The organism is Campylobacter concisus (assembly GCF_002912895.1).
Classification (GTDB): Bacteria; Campylobacterota; Campylobacteria; order Campylobacterales; family Campylobacteraceae; genus Campylobacter_A; species Campylobacter_A concisus_G.
In genome coordinates, this window is record NZ_POZX01000046.1 from 12,319 (window position 1) to 29,602 (window position 17,284).

Annotated in this window: 15 protein-coding genes and 2 pseudogenes; 14 read left to right on the plus strand and 3 right to left on the minus strand. The window is 37.1% G+C overall.

From position 1 onward, the window contains the following. Positions 1–63 precede the first annotated feature (63 nt). The 13 genes and pseudogenes from CYP51_RS05510 to CYP51_RS05560 all read left to right on the plus strand — a co-directional run bounded on the left by CYP51_RS05510 (position 64) and on the right by CYP51_RS05560 (position 14,442). The gene (locus CYP51_RS05510) at positions 64–2,631 is read left to right on the plus strand and encodes a molybdopterin-dependent oxidoreductase (protein WP_103624691.1); all 2,568 of its coding nucleotides are present in this window, start codon (positions 64–66) and stop codon (positions 2,629–2,631) included. A 158-nt stretch (positions 2,632–2,789) separates the two neighbouring features. After that, positions 2,790–2,981: an EamA family transporter gene (locus CYP51_RS05515; RefSeq protein ID WP_258032800.1), complete on the plus strand. Its 192-nt coding sequence runs from the start codon at positions 2,790–2,792 to the stop codon at positions 2,979–2,981. A 235-nt stretch (positions 2,982–3,216) separates the two neighbouring features. Then, a pseudogene (locus CYP51_RS10255) lies at positions 3,217–3,921 on the plus strand (cache domain-containing protein); the annotation flags it as partial. 795 nt (positions 3,922–4,716) lie between these two features. Next, on the plus strand, positions 4,717–5,157 hold the full coding sequence (locus CYP51_RS10260; RefSeq protein WP_374188056.1) for a methyl-accepting chemotaxis protein: 441 nt from the start codon (positions 4,717–4,719) through the stop codon (positions 5,155–5,157). 226 nt (positions 5,158–5,383) lie between these two features. Then, positions 5,384–6,124: pseudogene (locus CYP51_RS10265) on the plus strand (cache domain-containing protein); the annotation flags it as partial. Positions 6,125–6,781: 657 nt separating this feature from the next. Next, positions 6,782–7,306: a methyl-accepting chemotaxis protein gene (locus CYP51_RS10270; RefSeq protein WP_159070040.1), complete on the plus strand. Its 525-nt coding sequence runs from the start codon at positions 6,782–6,784 to the stop codon at positions 7,304–7,306. A gap of 538 nt (positions 7,307–7,844) precedes the next feature. Then, complete coding sequence (gene napA, locus CYP51_RS05530) at positions 7,845–10,625, plus strand: nitrate reductase catalytic subunit NapA (protein ID WP_103624694.1); 2,781 nt, start codon at positions 7,845–7,847, stop codon at positions 10,623–10,625. 9 nt (positions 10,626–10,634) lie between these two features. Continuing rightward, a complete protein-coding gene (napG, locus tag CYP51_RS05535) occupies positions 10,635–11,393 on the plus strand; it encodes a ferredoxin-type protein NapG (RefSeq protein WP_087577164.1) in 759 nt (252 codons plus the stop codon). Further along, positions 11,390–12,181 (plus strand): quinol dehydrogenase ferredoxin subunit NapH, encoded by a 792-nt coding sequence (gene napH, locus CYP51_RS05540; protein ID WP_103624695.1) that lies wholly within the window; start codon positions 11,390–11,392, stop codon positions 12,179–12,181. The genes napG and napH overlap by 4 nt, the downstream gene beginning before the upstream one ends. Further along, a complete protein-coding gene (locus tag CYP51_RS05545) occupies positions 12,178–12,705 on the plus strand; it encodes a nitrate reductase cytochrome c-type subunit (protein WP_103624696.1) in 528 nt (175 codons plus the stop codon). Before napH ends, CYP51_RS05545 begins: the two co-directional genes overlap by 4 nt. Further along, the gene (locus tag CYP51_RS05550) at positions 12,705–13,172 is read left to right on the plus strand and encodes a hypothetical protein (RefSeq protein ID WP_021090640.1); all 468 of its coding nucleotides are present in this window, start codon (positions 12,705–12,707) and stop codon (positions 13,170–13,172) included. The genes CYP51_RS05545 and CYP51_RS05550 overlap by 1 nt, the downstream gene beginning before the upstream one ends. Next, positions 13,169–14,104 carry a WD40 repeat domain-containing protein gene (locus CYP51_RS05555; protein ID WP_103624697.1) on the plus strand — a complete coding sequence of 312 codons (936 nt, stop codon included), beginning with the start codon at positions 13,169–13,171 and terminating at the stop codon, positions 14,102–14,104. Before CYP51_RS05550 ends, CYP51_RS05555 begins: the two co-directional genes overlap by 4 nt. Then, complete coding sequence (locus tag CYP51_RS05560) at positions 14,101–14,442, plus strand: chaperone NapD (protein WP_103624698.1); 342 nt, start codon at positions 14,101–14,103, stop codon at positions 14,440–14,442. The genes CYP51_RS05555 and CYP51_RS05560 overlap by 4 nt, the downstream gene beginning before the upstream one ends. Positions 14,443–14,738: 296 nt before the next feature. On the opposite strand, the gene CYP51_RS05565 is transcribed toward CYP51_RS05560, so the two are convergent. From CYP51_RS05565 to CYP51_RS05575, 3 genes are all read right to left on the minus strand, one after another. Beyond that, entirely contained in the window at positions 14,739–15,281 is a 543-nt protein-coding gene (locus CYP51_RS05565; protein ID WP_054196383.1) for an SCO family protein, read from the minus strand. A gap of 9 nt (positions 15,282–15,290) precedes the next feature. Beyond that, positions 15,291–15,686: a hypothetical protein gene (locus CYP51_RS05570; RefSeq protein ID WP_021090968.1), complete on the minus strand. Its 396-nt coding sequence runs from the start codon at positions 15,684–15,686 to the stop codon at positions 15,291–15,293. Positions 15,687–15,757: 71 nt separating this feature from the next. Then, positions 15,758–16,180 carry a copper chaperone PCu(A)C gene (locus tag CYP51_RS05575; RefSeq protein WP_072594846.1) on the minus strand — a complete coding sequence of 141 codons (423 nt, stop codon included), beginning with the start codon at positions 16,178–16,180 and terminating at the stop codon, positions 15,758–15,760. A 137-nt stretch (positions 16,181–16,317) separates the two neighbouring features. On the opposite strand from CYP51_RS05575, the gene CYP51_RS05580 reads away from it, so the two are divergent. Further along, entirely contained in the window at positions 16,318–17,283 is a 966-nt protein-coding gene (locus tag CYP51_RS05580; protein WP_087578586.1) for a L,D-transpeptidase family protein, read from the plus strand. Position 17,284: the final 1 nt, after the last annotated feature.

Here is a 17,284-nt window from a genome sequence, read left to right on the forward strand (position 1 = left end):
GTAAAAACAAATATTAAAGTTTAGCTTATTCAAAAGAAAACTTAAAAATGAAAGGGAGATAAGATGAACGAGAACAGACGAGAATTTCTAAAAAAAGGTGCTACAGCAATTGCAGCGACACCTTTGCTTTCAAGCGTAACAGCATCAAATTTATTTGCTGATGGCGTAAAAAAGAGTGTTTTAAGAGATAGCGAGGTCATCACAGCTGCCCACTGGGGTATGTTAAAAGTGACAACCAAAAACGGCGTTGCAGTAAAGTCAGAGCCTATCCAAAAAACAAGTGAAATTTACAACCCACTTCAGCACTACACACCAGATATGATCTACAAATGTCGTATCAAGCGCCCAGCAGTAAGAAAGAGCTACCTTGAAAATCCAGATAGTCCAAAGCCAGAGCTTCGCGGCAAGGATGAGTGGGTTGAGGTGCCTTACGAAGAGGCGATCAAGCTAGTTGCAAGAGAGCTGAAAAAAACAAGAGCACAAAAAGGCTTACAAAGTGTATTTGCGGGCAGCTATGGCTGGAAATCAAGCGGTAACGTACATAACTCAAGAATTTTACTTCATAGATTTATGAACCTTAGTGGTGGCTTTGTTGGCTCACTAGGAGATTACTCAACAGGTGCTAGCCAAATTATCATGCCTCACGTCGTGGGTAGTATCGAGGTCTATGAGCAGCAAACCAGCTGGCCAGTCGTACTTGAGAACTCAAAAGTCGTAGTCATCTGGGGTGCAAACCCACTTGCGACACTTCGCATAGCTTGGACTAGCACCGACGAGCAGGGCTTTAAATACTTTGAAGAGCTCAAAAATAAAAAAGATATCAAAGTGATCATCATCGATCCTATCAAGAGTGACACAGCGCAATACTTTGATAATGCTCAGTGGATCGCTCCGGTGCCAAACACCGACACAGCTATGATGCTTGGTATGATGCACTACCTATATGAGAGCGGCAAGTATGATAAAAATTTCATTGAAACCTACACAACTGGCTTTGATAAATTCCTCCCATATCTACTTGGCAAAACAGACAACACACCTAAAAATTTAGAGTGGGCGAGCAAAATTTGTGGCATCGATAAAGATACTTTAAAAGAGCTAGCTGATACATTTATCGCAAACCGCACTATGATAATGAGCGGCTGGGGCATGCAGCGCGCTCACCACGGCGAGCAACCACACTGGGCGATGGTGACTTTGGCGGCGATGCTAGGACAGATCGGCCTTCCTGGTGGGGGATTTGGCCTTAGCTATCACTACTCAAACGGCGGCGCTCCGACTTGCAAGGGTGCAGTCATCGGCGGCATAAATAGCGCAAGTGTGGGTAAATTTAACGAAAAAGGTGAGTTTATCGGCACAGACACAGGCGAGTTTGATAAACGAGGTCGCTTCGTCGCAAAGGCAGCTGCAGCAGCAGGCACAGGCCAAAGTTGGCTACAAAAAGCAACCAACTATGCCTTCCCGGTCGCAAGGATTGCAGATGCATTGCTACATCCTGGTAAAGTGATCGACCACGACGGCAAAAAGATCACCTATCCAGATATCGACTTTATCTACTGGGTCGGCGGTAACCCACTTGTGCACCACCAAGATACAAATACAAATTTAAAAGCGTGGAGAAAGCCAAGAACGGTTGTCGTACATGAATCATACTGGACACCAACAGCAAAAATGGCTGATATTGTCTTCCCAGTCACTACAGAGTATGAGAGAAACGATATCACCATGACTGGTGACTACTCAAATATGAACATCGTGCCAATGAAGCAAGTCGTTGAAAAATACCACGAGGCAAGAGACGACTACCAAATTTTCATCGATCTTTGCAAGGCTTATGCTAAAAATTTGGTCATTGCCTACACAGATAACGGCAAGGATGAGTTTGACTGGATCAAAGAGTACTATGACGCAGCCTACGCTCAGGTCAAGGCTGTGCCAGAGCTAACTACTGATATGAAGCCATTTGAAGAGTTTTGGAATGAAAATAAGCCAGTTACATTTGCCTCATCTCAAGATAGCGATAGCTGGGTGAGATTTGGCGAATTTAGAGAAGATCCTGTACTAAATGCTCTTGGAACCCCAAGCGGTCTTATAGAAATTTACTCAGAGACTATCGAGAAAATGGGCTATGACGACTGCAAGGCGCACCCAATGTGGTTTGAGCCGATCGAGTGGCTAGGCATGAAAGATAAGCCAGCTAAATTCCACATGATAAGTGCTCACCCAACTGACCGCTTGCACTCACAACTAAGTCAAACTTCACTTCGTGACAAATACGCTATCGCAAATCGCGAGCCTATCTGGATCAACGAAAAAGACGCAAAAGAGCTTGGCGTACAAAGTGGCGACTTGGTGCGTGTATTTAATGCACGTGGTGAGGTTTTAGCAGGTGCTCACGTGACTAAAAACATCAAAGAGGGCGTTGTAAAACTAGCTGAGGGCGCTTGGTATGACGGCTTTGATAGTGGAATTTGCAAAAACGGCGGTGCAAACGTGCTAACCATAGATATCCCAACAAGTAAGCTAGCAAACGGCAACATCAGCCACACAGCTCTTGTAAATATCGAAAAATATAAAGGCGACGAGGCATTAAAGCTTACAGCTTTTGCTGAGCCAAAAATTTCTAAATAACATTAAAAGCAGGGGAGTCTTCTCCTGCTTTTGAACTTAAAGTTTAAAATAAATCTACTACTCACAAAAAGCTTAAATTTATATTAAAGCCTATAGCTTTATAAATTTTTTATTTTGCAATTATATTTGTAAAACTTGACGTAAAGGATATCACCACTGTGTTATTTTGTCCTGTGTGTTTTAAAGAGATACAAACAGGCAAGGTCTATCAAGTGGCGCTGGTTGATAAATTTAGCGTTGTGCTGGCTATCATTTTGGCTGTCATCTTTCTTGGTGAGAGGTTAAATTTAAAAGAAATTTTAGCCATTTGCCTTATTATTTCAGGCGCTATTTTATTGATTTTCAAGTAAAAATTTATACTCTATATCTGGCTAAAGACCAAAAAGCAAAACTAGCTTATTTAATGATATTTTGTGATCTAAAATTTATTCAAAAATTTTTAATTGTCAAGATATCTTTATTAATTTTTAAAAAGCATTAAATAGAGGGTAAATTTAATACTAGTTTTAATTCTTTTTCGATAAATTAAAGCGATTTTAACTTTTTAAAGGAGGAAAGATGAAGTCCATAACTTCAAAGATAGCGATGATTATCATCTCATTGCTAGTTATTTCGTTTGCTGCTATTTCAGCAGTCAGCTACTATACAGCGGAAAGTAAGGTAGTAGAGTTGGTCAGCCAGACCCAGGATCAGATTCTAAGTGATATCAAAGCAACCACGGATTCTTTTTTTGAAGATTATTTAGAAGTTGCCAAAAAGTCTGCTTCAGATATAGCACAAATACCAAATAATGATGACTCGTACATGGAAAAAACAAAAATGCAAAAAGAAAGCGTTAGTCATCTAGTTACTGATATTTTTTATGGTCGCGAGAGTGATGGACATTTTTTCCAGTCTGACGGCACTAGAACAACTCCAGCCGATAACTACGATCCTAGAACTAGAGGCTGGTATAAAGCAGCAAAGAGTGCAAATGGTGCTATATATACCGAACCTTACAAAGCTGCCTTGTCTAATGCTTTAGTAATTAGCTTTGCCGCTCCAGTAAATAAAAATGGAAATTTTGATGGTGTTTTGGGGCTTGATTTAAATATAGATGCTTTAAGTAAAAAAATCCTTGAAATGGGTAAAACAAAATACGGCTATGTTTATCTAATGAATAAAGACGGCCTAATACTAATGCATAACGACCCAAACAACGTCGGTAAAACCGTTCCCGCAAGCAAATATCTAGCCGAGGCGTTTGCAGCTAAAAAATTTGACGAAAACGGGCTAATCCCTTACACCAACTATAAGGGCGAAAACGTAACAGCAAAAGTAATGGCCATAAACGATCAAGGCTGGCTAGCCGTAGCCGCTATCGGAGCAGATACTTTTTCGTCTAATACATTGCCTTTATTAAAAGCTCAAATAATCCTAGCCGTAGCTTTTATAGTCATACTTTCGGCTATCGTATTTGTTCTTCTTAAAAAATCTCTTAGTCCTATTAGAACTATTCAAACTAAGCTTGAAGACGCGTTTAAATTCATCACCTACGAAACCCCTAACGCTCCGGAAAAGCTAGTAGTAACTACGCAGGACGAATTCGGCAGAATGAGCGAATCTATTAACGAAAATATAGAAAAAGTCCTTAACGGCGTTAAAAAAGACAGCGCCTTAATAGAGGAGATGAACGGTATAGCAAATCTCATGATAAAAGGACACATGGGGGCTAAGATTAACTCCGTCCCTAATAATCCGGCTTTAGTTCAGTTAAAAGATCTACTAAATAAATTCTTCGCTTCTATTTCTGAAAATTTAAAAGGAATAGCCGTAGTTTTAGCTTCTTACAACAAAAACGACTACACTCCTAGACTAGAGTTAAAACCCGAGCTTGAAAGCGATCTAAAAGATATGATAGTAGGCCTTCAAAGCGCGGGCGACGCAGTAAGCAATATGCTAAGGGAAAATTTAAAAGAAGCTCAGGTCCTAGAAGAAAAAGCTAAAATCCTAGCAGAATCTATGAGAACTCTAACCGACGGAGCTCATAAGCAAGCCGACTCCATCCAAGAAAGCGCGGCTGCTATAGAAGAGATGAGCAGTTCTATGAACGCCATTAGCCAAAAAGCTAGCGACGTAACAAGACAAAGCGAAGAGATTAAAAATATCATCGTTATTATTAGAGATATAGCTGATCAAACCAACCTACTTGCTCTAAATGCGGCTATCGAGGCAGCACGTGCTGGTGAACACGGCAGAGGATTTGCCGTAGTCGCCGACGAGGTTAGAAAACTAGCAGAGCGAACTCAAAAATCACTTGGCGAGATCGAAGCTAACGCAAATGTTTTAGCTCAAAGCATTAATGAGATGAGTGAAAGCATCAGAGAGCAAAGCGAAGGCATAAATATGATAAATCAAAGCGTAAGTCAGATCGACAGTATTACAAAACAAAATATTAATATTGTTGGTACAACAAATGAAATTACTGACCAAATAGATGAAATGGCTAAGACGATAGTAGCCGACGTTAGAAAGAATAAATTTTAATCTTAGAGCCGAATTTATGGGTTTGCCTCCCCTAAATTCTAATTTTATTTAGCTGATTTTAACTACCTAAAATGAAAAAATAATTCAAAATTATTATTTAATGTATACATCACTATTTTGTAATTAATATTATTTAAGACTATTTAATATAAAAAAATATAAAATCGTATCTTAATTTTTTGTAAAAGGAAAGTAAATGCGCTCGATTGCAAACAAAATATCTTTAATGCTCATACTGGCATTATTCATATCATTCTCACTAATATCTTTAGCCAGCTACAATACAGCTCATGATAAAGCCATTGAGTTAGTAATACAAACTCAAAAGCAAATTTTAAAAGATGTGAAAATCACACTAAATAGCTTTTTTACCAATAATCAGTATGCTATAGAGAAAATGGCTGAGACTCTTAGTAAGATAAGCGAGAAAAGTGATGGCTCGATGAATGCTGATGGTATAAATTTAGCTTTATCTCAAGCAAAAGCTATATCTGGAAAAGAGATCACTCTTGTTTATGCTGGATATGAGGATGGGGCTATGTTTAGATCAAATGGGCAAAATAAAGCTGGATATGATCCAAGAGTTAGAGTATGGTATAAACAAGCTAAAGCCGAGAATAAACCAATATATACTGATCCATATATGGCAGCTTCATTAAATGCGATGGTTATAACTTTTGCTGCACCTATTAAAAATATTGGAGTTACGGGTATAGATGCGTCTATTGAGGAGTTGAGCAATAATATATCGCAAATTAGTAAAACTGAATACAGCTATGCTTTTGTTACAGATCAAAATGGCAACGTTATAATGCACCCAAATAAAGAATTAGTTGGCAAACCTCATGAGATCGCAAAGAGTCTAATAAAACAATATAATGAAAAGAAATTTGATGAAAATGGATTAATAGCATATAAAAATACAAAAGGCGAAGATGTCTATGCTTATATGTTAGAGATAAATGACAAAGGTTGGTTGGCAATAACAGCAATGGATCAAAATATCTTTAGCTCGCATACTTTGCCTATTTTAAAAGTTCAGATTATTTTAGCCTTTATATTTATAGTTGTTTTATCTTTGATCGTATATTTCTTGCTAAAAAGATCGCTTAATCCTATTAAAACTATTACAGATGCTTTGGTTAGTTTCTTTAGATTTTTAAATTTTGAGATAAAAGAGCCAGTTGTTTCAAAGGTAGCAACAAAAGATGAATTTGGCGTAATGAGCAAACTAATAAATGATAATATTGCTAAAATTTTTGACAATGCCGATCAAGACTCTAGGGTGGTATCTCAATCTGTTGAGACTGCAAAGGCGATAGAAAATGGAAATCTAAAAGCAAGGATAGTAGATGTTCCGGCTAATCCAAAACTAATCGAATTAAAAGATGTCTTAAATAAAATGCTAGATGTTTTGGAGAAAAGAGTCGGTAGCGATTTAAATATGATCCAAAAAACTTTTAATGATTTTAGAAATTCTGATTTTACTTCAAGAATTTTGGATGCCAAAGGCAATGTCGAACTAGTAACAAATGAGCTTGGCGAAGAGATAGCTAATATGCTTGCGTTTAACTTAAAACAAGCACAATTCTTAGAAGAAAAAGCTAAAAATTTAGATGCATCAATGAAGCAAGTAACTCAAGGTGCTAGCACACAGGCAAATTCTCTCCAAGAAAGTGCTGCTGCGATTGAGCAAATGAGTAGCTCAATGAGCGCAATTAGCCAAAAGACTGTAGATGTTATAAAACAATCTGAAGAGATTAAAAACATCATCGTTATTATTAGAGATATAGCCGATCAAACAAATTTACTTGCTCTAAACGCTGCTATTGAGGCAGCACGTGCTGGTGAGCATGGACGAGGCTTTGCCGTAGTTGCAGATGAAGTTAGAAAACTAGCTGAACGAACTCAAAAATCACTTGGTGAGATCGAAACTAATGCAAATATACTTACTCAAAGCATTAACGAGATGAGTGAGAGCATCAGAGAGCAAAGCGAAGGCATAAATATGATAAATCAAAGCGTAAGCCAGATAGATAGCATTACAAAGCAAAATGTTGATATCGTGAGCTCAACGAATGAAATCACCGCCCAAATCGATGAAATGGCTAAGACAATAGTAGCTGATGTTAAAAAGAATAAATTTTAACCTTATAGCTTAACACCTAAAATTTTATTAATATTTCATCCTCAAAATTTGAGGATGAAAATAACTCCTTTTTATCTATAATCTTAAAATTATTTTTTGTTTTTTAAATATAATAAAATTTTTAAAAATTATCTAATTTTTATAGCTTTATAGTGATATTGCTAGTTAAATTTTTATAGATTATGTTTGCCGTAAAGTAATGAAAATTATTAGAATTTATTCTTGCAATTATTGATATTTCAGTAAGGAGATAAAATTTTTAATAATACTTTATGTTACTTTTTTACTCAAGTGTTTAAAAACAATTTTACTTTGTTTTCTTTAGCTTTTTGATAACTACTCTAAAATTTTTAAATTTTATTAAATAGGATTTTCTTTTAAAATCGTGCTTTGTGACAAAATTAATATTTTTATGTAGAAAAATATTTACATTTTTAGCTTAAGTTTTTTGAAATTTTTGTAAATATAAATCAGTTGTAAATAAGTTTTGCAAGGTTAATATCAATTAAATTTGTTTTAAATCTTTAAAGGAGAAAGAATGAATCGACGAGAATTCATAAAAAGTGCTGCGGCTAGTGCTGCTTGCGCAAGTGCTGGTATAGCTGTGCCAAGCTCGCTAAGTGCAGCAAGCGAAGCCGAAAAAGGCTGGCGCTGGGATAAGGCCGCTTGTAGGTTTTGTGGAACAGGCTGTGGCATCATGGTCGCTACAAAAGAGGGCAAGATAGTAGCTGTAAAAGGAGATCCAGAAGCACCAGTAAATCGTGGTCTAAACTGCATTAAAGGCTATTTTAATGCTAAGATCATGTACGGCGAGGATAGGATCACTCATCCGCTTTTGCGTGTAAATGAAAAAGGCGAATTCGATAAAAAAGGAAAATTTAAGCAAGTAAGCTGGAAGCAAGCATTTGATGTTATGGAGGCTCAGTTTAGAAAAGCATATGATGAACTAGGCCCTCACGGCATCGGAGTTCTAGGCTCTGGTCAATATACTATTCCAGAAGGTTACGCTGCTGTTAAGCTTATAAAAGGTGGCTTTAGAAGCAATAGCATCGATCCAAACGCAAGACACTGCATGGCAAGCGCGGTTGTTGGCTTTATGCAAGTTTTTGGTATAGACGAGCCATCAGGCTGTTTTGATGATATCGAACTAACTGATACTATCGTGGCATGGGGCGCAAATATGGCTGAGATGCACCCGATACTTTGGGCACGCGTAAGCGATAGAAAGCTTAGCGATCCTGATAGGGTAAAGGTTGTAAATTTAAGCACTTACTCAACTAGAACATCAAATTTAGCTGACATCGAGATCATCTTTGCTCCGTCATCTGACCTAGCTATTTGGAACTACATCGCTCGTGAGATAGTTTATAACCACCCAGAGATGATCGATGAAGAATTTGTTAAAAAACACTGTGTATTTACAACTGGTCCAGCCGATATCGGATATGGTCTTCGTCCAGACATTAATCATAAAAAATATGCTCCAAGCGAGCTAGACACTGCTGCTACTGAGAAGTCAAAGGTGCTAAGCGAGGCTGAGGGTGTTACGCTTGCATATCTTGGACTAAAAGCTGGCGATACGCTAGAAAATAAAAATGCTGCAAAATCTGGCGCACATTGGCAAATAACATTTGAAGAGTTTAAAAAAGCTCTTGCACCTTACACACTTGACTTTACAGCAAAGGTGGCAAAGGGCGATCCAAATGAAGATATAGAAGAATTTAAGAAAAAACTAAAGGCACTTGCTGATCTTTACATCGAGAAAAACCGCAAAGTTGTTAGTTTCTGGACGATGGGCTTTAACCAACACCAACGTGGTACATGGGTAAATGAGCAAGCTTATATGGTGCATTTCTTACTTGGTAAGCAAGCACTTCCAGGCTCAGGAGCATTTTCTTTAACTGGTCAACCAAGTGCATGTGGTACTGCAAGAGAGGTTGGAACATTTGTTCACCGCTTGCCAGCTGATATGGTTATTGAGAATCCAAAACATAGAGAGATAACTGAAAAAATTTGGAAACTTCCTGCTGGAACACTAAGTGGCGTACTCGCTTCTCACTACGTAAAAATGATGCGTGACGTTGAGGATGGCAAGGTTAAATTTATCTGGGTTCAGGTAAATAACCCATGGCAAAATACTGCAAATGCAAACCACTGGATCAAAGCAGCTCGCGAGATGGATAACTTCATCGTCGTAAGTGATCCTTATCCAGGAATTTCTGCAAAAGTAGCTGACCTTATTCTTCCAACTGCGATGATCTATGAAAAATGGGGTGCTTACGGTAATGCTGAGAGAAGAACGCAACACTGGAGACAGCAAGTACTTCCTGTTGGTGAAGCGATGCCTGATATTTGGCAAATGATGGAGTTTAGTAAGCGCTTTAAGCTAAAAGATGTTTGGGGTGAGAAAAAAGTAAATGACAAAGTTACACTTCCAAATGTACTAGATGCTGCAAAAGCTATGGGATACAGCGAAGAAGATACGCTATTTGACGTACTTTTTGCAAACGAAGAGGCTAAGAAATTTAGCGCAAACGATCCGATCATAGAAAACTACGACAATACAGAAGTATTTGGCGATAGCAGAAAGGTGATCGGCTCAGATGGTAAAGAATTTAAAGGATATGGATTTTTCGTCCATAAATATCTTTGGGAAGAGTATAGAAAATTTGGCGTTGGACACGGTCACGACCTAGCTGACTTTGACACTTACCACAGAGTAAGAGGTCTTAGATGGCCAGTAGTTGATGGCAAAGAGACTCAGTGGAGATTTAATACTAAATTTGATCCATACGCTAAAAAAGCTGCTCCAAATGAGAAATTTGCATTCTATGGCAACAAAAATGCAGCACTTCCAACAGGAGATCTAAAAGGCGTTACAAATAAAGATAAAACATCTCTTGCAAACAAAGCAAAAATTTTCTTCCGCCCTTACATGGATCCATGCGAGATGCCAAGCAAAGATTATCCATTCTGGCTATGTACTGGCCGTGTCCTAGAGCACTGGCATACAGGCACGATGACTATGCGTGTTCCTGAGCTTTATAGAGCCGTCCCAGAGGCACTTTGCTACATGCATGAAGATGACGCTAAAAAACTTGGCGTGCTTCAAAATGAGATCGTTTGGGTCGAGTCACGCCGCGGCAAGGTAAAAGCAAGAGTAGATCTAAAAGGTAGAAATAAGCCGCCAGTAGGTCTTGTTTATGTGCCTTTCTTTGACGAAAACGTATTTATAAATAAAGTCTGCCTTGATGCTACTTGCCCGATCTCAAAAGAGACAGACTATAAAAAGTGTGCGGTTAAAATTTACAAAGCATAGGTGAGCGATATGGGATTTTCAAGTAGGCGAGAGGCTTTAAAATTTGGGGCAAAAGTAGCGCTTTTGGCTCTTGGCGGAGGCTTTGTTTGGTCACTTAGTGCCAAGGCTTCGCCACTTATGCTTCTTAGGCCTCCTGGTGCAAAAGAAGAGAAGCAATTTTTACAAAGCTGCATTAGGTGTGGGCTTTGCGTAGAGGCTTGTCCATTTGATACGCTAAAGCTCTCATCGCTAGAAGATGGCATAAGCATTGGAACGCCTTATTTCGAGCCTAGAAAAATTCCTTGCTATATGTGTGAAAATATCCCTTGTGTGCCAGCCTGTCCGACTGGAGCTTTGGACGTAAATTTAGTAAGCACAAAAGGTAAGCTTGACATAAATAAGGCCAAAATGGGCGTTGCGGTGGTTGATATGAAAAACTGCGTGGCACACTGGGGTATACAGTGCGATGCTTGCTACAGGGCTTGTCCTCTTTTGGATAAAGCCTTATATCTTGAGTATCGCCGTAACGAAAGGACACAAAAGCATGCCTTTTTGCTTCCAGTGGTTGATAGCGACATCTGCACCGGATGTGGTCTATGTGAGCGAGCCTGTATCACTAAGAAAGCAGCCATTACCGTATTAAACCGCGATGCGGTGCTTGGCAAAGTAGGCGATAACTACGTCAAAGGCTGGATAAAAGAAGATGAAAGACGTATAGATGATGCAGACAGCAAAATAAAGCTTGACATTAAAAAAGCGACTGATTATCTAAATGGTGGTGAGCTATGAAATTTTTAATCTTAAGACGAATAACTCAAATTTCCATCCTAGCACTATTTGTCCTAGGAAATTTTTATGGAGTTAAGATACTTAGCGGAAATTTAAGCTCATCTTTGCTTTTTGGAAAAATTCCACTAAGTGATCCATTTGCTTTGGTTCAAATTTTACTTGCAAGCTTTAGTGCCGGCATAAATGCAATTATTGGAGCTGGCATTATCTTTGCATTTTACGCACTAGTTGCTCCAAGAGTGTTTTGTTCGTGGATATGCCCAATAAATTTACTAACCGATATCGCTTTTAAACTAAGAGAAAAATTTGGCTTTAAGGGTGAAAAAGTCTTAAATGTGAGTAAAAATTTACGTTATTACTTGCTGGCTCTTGCTCTTATATTAAGCCTTGCTTTGTCTTATCCGGTATTTGAGAGCGTTAGCTATATTGGCATTATTCAGCGTGGCGTTATTTACGGCTCAGCTAGTGCTTTAGGCATAGCGGTTGCGATCATTGCTTTTGATATGTTTGTGTTAAAGCGTGGTATTTGCTCGCACGTTTGTCCACTTGGTGCCTTTTATGCCATCATCTCAAAATTTGCCCTAATTAGAGTAAAACATGATGCCCAGGCTTGTACAAAATGTATGAAATGCAAGCTTATTTGCCCAGAGATGCAAGTGCTTGACATGATCGGTAAAGAGAGCCGCTCGGTAAGCTCAAGCGAGTGCATAAGCTGTGGCAGGTGCATTGATGTCTGTGGAGATGGGGCTTTGAAATTTAGTATTAGAAATTTAAGGAGAGAAAAATGAAAATAAAAATAATGATGCTTGGAGGATTGTGTGCTGCGTTTTTTGCGGCATGTACTTTTAATAATCCAAGTATTAGTGATTCGCAAATCGGCCTTAGAAATATCGATTTGCTAGACGATAAAGACGTTGTATTAAAAGATGTGAACTACACAAAAGAGCCAGCTGGTATGTCAAAGAAATTTGATAGGTCTTTTGAAAATGCACCGCCATTTATCCCACACGATACTGAGGGTTTAGTGCCTATCACAAAAGATATGAATATGTGTGTAACCTGCCATATGCCAGAGTTTGCAAAAGATAGTGGAGCAACACCGATACCATCATCTCACTTTTATGATATTAGAAACAAAAAAGATCTTGCAGGCAAGCTTGATGATGAAAGATATAACTGCACAACATGCCACGTTGAGCAACAAACTGGCTTAACTCAGCTAGTTGGTAATAAATTTAAGCCTGATTTTAGAGATAAAAACGGTTCACATAAGTCAAACTTGCTAGATGTTTTAAACGATGGTGTTAAATAATGCAAAGCAGGCGAGAGCTTTTTAGTAAAATTTTGGGGGCAAAATCTGCTCCCAAATTTATAACTCCGCCTTTTTTTAGCGGAGAGTTTGACTGCGATAGATGCGATGCTATCTGCGTAAATGCTTGTGAAAAAGAGCTTCTTAGCTTTGAAAATGAAAGAGTAATTTTTAAAGTTAAAAAGCTGGGCTGTGACTTTTGCGAAGAGTGCGCAAAGGCTTGTGAGAGTCTTGGTAAGAAGACATTAAGCCTAAGCTCACCAAAGAGTATAAATGCAAAAGTTAGCATCGATGTTTCTAGCTGTCTAGCGTGGAACGATACGATCTGCTACAACTGCCTTGATGCTTGCAAATTTAAAGCAGTCGAATTTCTTGGCGTTTTTCGTCCTATTGTTAATCAAAACTGCGTAAGTTGCGGCGAGTGCTTTGATGTTTGCTTTAAAAATTCACTTCAAATGGAGGCCTTATGAGAGCTTTGTTTTTTATTTTTTGTCTATTAAATTTTATCTTTGCAAGCGAGATCACCACTCCATATAAGCAAATAGAGGCTAGTGCAAATGTGCTAAGCACAACGCTAATAAATGGCAAACTCTTTATCGCGACTGATGGAGGGACGGTTGAAATTTATGATCCTAAAGAGTCTAAATTTGAAGAGATCATCAAAATGGATGATATAAAAACCTACGTTAGTGATCACGAAAGACCAAAAATTTTAAGTATTGATGAAATTGATGGCAAAACTCTTATACTTAGCGAAGGTGATTACGCTACAAAGGTACTTCATCTAAGAGAAAATGGACAGATGAGAAGCATAAAAATGGATAATCAAGCGATAAAAAAGGCATTGTTTTTAGATAATGAGCATGTTGCGCTTGCTTCAATTAGCAATGAAATTTACTTTTTAAACCTAAAAAATGGCGAAATTTATGATAGCTTTAAAATTTCAATCGCGATGCTTTCAGATATGGAGATAAATGAAGACAGAAGCAGGCTAGCTATCGCTTGCGAGAGTGGGAAGGTCTACTTTTATAATATAAAAGCTAAAAAAATGGATCAAATTTTAGACATTCATACAGACAATATCTATGACATCTCATATAAAAATGGTGTCATGATCAGTGGAGGTACCGACAGGATCGTGGGGATATTCTCAGCTGGAAGCCTAAAAAAGATAAATACCGGCTTTTTGGTCTATGGCGTCGGCCTTAGCGATGATGGTAGAGTAGCGGCCTATATGAGTGATGAGATGAGTGATGTAAATTTAGTTGATAGCAAAAGCTTAGAAAATATTGCAATGCTAAAAACCAGGCAAAGTACGATAAATAGCATAGTTTTTATAAGCGACAATGAAGTCGTAACTTCAGCCTATGAGAATAAAATTTTGTTTTGGAGAATTAAATGAATATTTCAAGTTTAATAGTTTATACGGACAATAAAAATGAAAGTGTAAAAAATGAGATAAAAAAGCTAAAAGAGTGTGAAATAATAACCGACGCAGACGATAGAATAGTAGTGGTAGTTAGCTCAGATAGTATTGAAGATGAGATAAAAAATTTTAAAAGGATAGAAGCTATCAGTGGAGTAGTGAGTGTTGCGATGGTTTATAGCTATCAAGAAGATGCTGAAGAAAATAGGAAAAAGCTAGAAGAAAATGGCAAGATAAGTGAAATTTTGACAAGTGATGAGGTAAAAGCTGAGGATATTACTTATGGCGGCAGCGTGCATCATAGAGTGAAATAGTAAAACTAAATTTCTGGCTTTTGCATCATAATTAAAAATTTATAGTACAAAAGCCTATCCTTCATATAGACCTTCTTAATAAATTCGTTGCTAGTACTACTTATATTTAATCAACTTTGTTTGGCTTGTAGATTAAATTTATGTTCAAGAGTTAATAGATTTCGGGTGGAAAATTACCCAGCAAGCATTAAAATCAAAATTATAGCAAGTGAATTAAATTTTAGCTTAGAATATCTTGAGATGATGCTTATATAAAGAATTTTAGCAGGCCAGTTTTGGCTTAATAAATTTATAGCCTAAGGTCTATCTTTGATCAAATTTAATAAATTTTCTCCAATGTTTTCATTTGTTAGATTTGAAATTTCTTTATAAAAATTTCCTTTTTTGTCTATTAAATATATTGAAGAGCTGTGAGCAACAGAGTAGCCCATGGCTGAGTTTTCAAGACGGACTTTTTGAAATTTTACACCATAGGTTTTTGCCACTTCTTTTAAGGCATTTAGTTTTAATCCATCAGCATCTTTGTAGAAATTTTTTGCCATTAGAGTTAAATTTTCAGGAGTATCGCGTTCAGGATCAAGCGTAATAAAAAGTAGCTCAAAGTCATCTCTTTTTAGTTTATTTAGCTCATCGCCAATCAAAGAGAGCGCAGTAGGGCAGACATCGGGGCAAAAAAGATAACCAAAATATATAACTTTGTACTTTCCGTCATAATTTTTAAGACTTACTTCACCATTTTGTGAAAGTGCCTTAAAATCATATTTGTTTGGCTTTATTAGCAAAAGTGCAACACCTATACAAATTAAGATTATTATTAAGCCCCAAAATGCCTTTTTCATCGTTACCCTCTATAATTTTAGATCAAGATCTACAAAAAAACCAGTTTCTTTTTCGTCATCAAGCACTTTAAATCGATATCTCATAAGCTCGACAACGCAAGCACTTAGCACTACTTGAGCAGTTAAGTTATCGCCTCTTGGCTCAAGTCTTGCTTTGATTGATCCCATATTCATATTTATGCCGTCTATTTCAAGACTTGGATTTTTTAGCCCTAAATTTTTACCATTAATGATTTTAAAGCTAAAAGGCCTCATAGCATAAATAGGTCTTGGCGAGATATCTATTTTTAGCTTTACGCCTTTAAATTCCATCTCGCAAGATTTATTGTTTAGATCACATTTTAAAGGATCTAGCGATGTGTTTACATCGGCAAATTCAGGTGGATCTTCTTTGCTCGTTGTCATAAGCTTATAGCCTATCGAAAAAGCACCTAAAACAATAAAGATAAATGAAAAAATAATTATGATTTTTTTCATTATTTAAAGTTTTTAGTTACTCCGATATTATCAAGCTTTATGCTCTCGCCATTGCTAAATTTTAGCTCTAAATCAACTTTATCACCATCTTTTAATGGTTTATTTAGATCCATAAGCATAATGTGTAGACCACCAGGAGCTAGTTTTGTTTCGCCATTTTTTGGGATCACTGCATCTTCGATTTGAACCATAGCCATCATGCCATCATTCATTTTGTGTGTATGAATTTCTGTACTTTTGCAAACGCTTGAATGAGCACCGATGAGCTTTACATCAGAATTTGAAGCATTTTTTATATCCATAAAAATTGCACTGTTGTTTGTGCCAGGTTTTGTATCTCTAGCTCTAACATTTTCTAGGCTGATATCAGCCGCCATAAGAGCAGAAGCTGCAAGCATCGCACCAAAAACGATTTTTTTCATATTTTTCCTTTGTGATAAAATTAATAATGGTTTTCACATTATACATTTAGAACTACTTAATTTACCTTTAAAATCTAAAAATATAAATTTTTTAGGATATAATTACGGACTAAATTTTACTTTTTGGGATATTTCACTTGAAAAAAATTATATTTTTCTTCATCGCGTTATCGCCTTGTCTTTTTGCCCAAAATTACGAAGAAATTTACTTAAAAAGTGGCTCAGCTGCTGTTATTGATGCCATCGAAAAAAATATTTTAAGTAAGGATTACTGGCTAAAAAAGCTTGAGGGCAAGGATGTAAGATATGGATATTATGACAATGAGATACTTCTAAGTGTAGTTGATAAAACTAAAAAGAAGCTTGAAGTGATCTCTTATGATGGCGGTATTACAAAAAAGCTTTTTAGCTCAAGCGTTATAGTTGGCAAAAATGGTGATAAGCTTCTTGAAGGCGATCTAAAAACACCGGTTGGAGTGTATCAGCTTACACGTAGATTTACGCCAAATGATAGATATCTTGGTCCACTTGCATTTTCGCTTTCATATCCAAATTTGCTTGATAAGCTTGCAAAGCGAAATGGTGGTGGCATTTGGATACACGGCTATCCGCTTGATGGTCAAAGGACAGATGAGCTAAAGACCAAAGGCTGCGTGGCTATGCAAAACGATACTTTGATGAAATTTGATGATGTTGTGGATCACAAAAAAACACTTGCATTTATCTACGAAGATAAGCGTCCAGAAGCTAGTGCAAAAGATATTGCAGTGATCATTTCTGGACTTTTGGGCTGGAAAAAAACCTGGAGTGAGAGCGACATTGAAAACTATCTTAAATTTTACGATAAAAACTTTGAGCGATACGATGGTATGAGCTTGGAAAAATTTAAAAGTATGAAGCGGGCTATTTTTTCTAAAAAAGAGAAAAAACGCATTAGTTTTTCAAATTTTCTCATCACGCCTTATCCAAATCTTAAAAACGATAGGCTTTTTCGTGTGAGTTTTTATGAGGATTATGTTTCAGATACACATAAATTTGCTGGTCAAAAGACGCTTTATGTGAAGCTTTATAACGATGATATGAAAATTTTTATAGAGGAGTAAA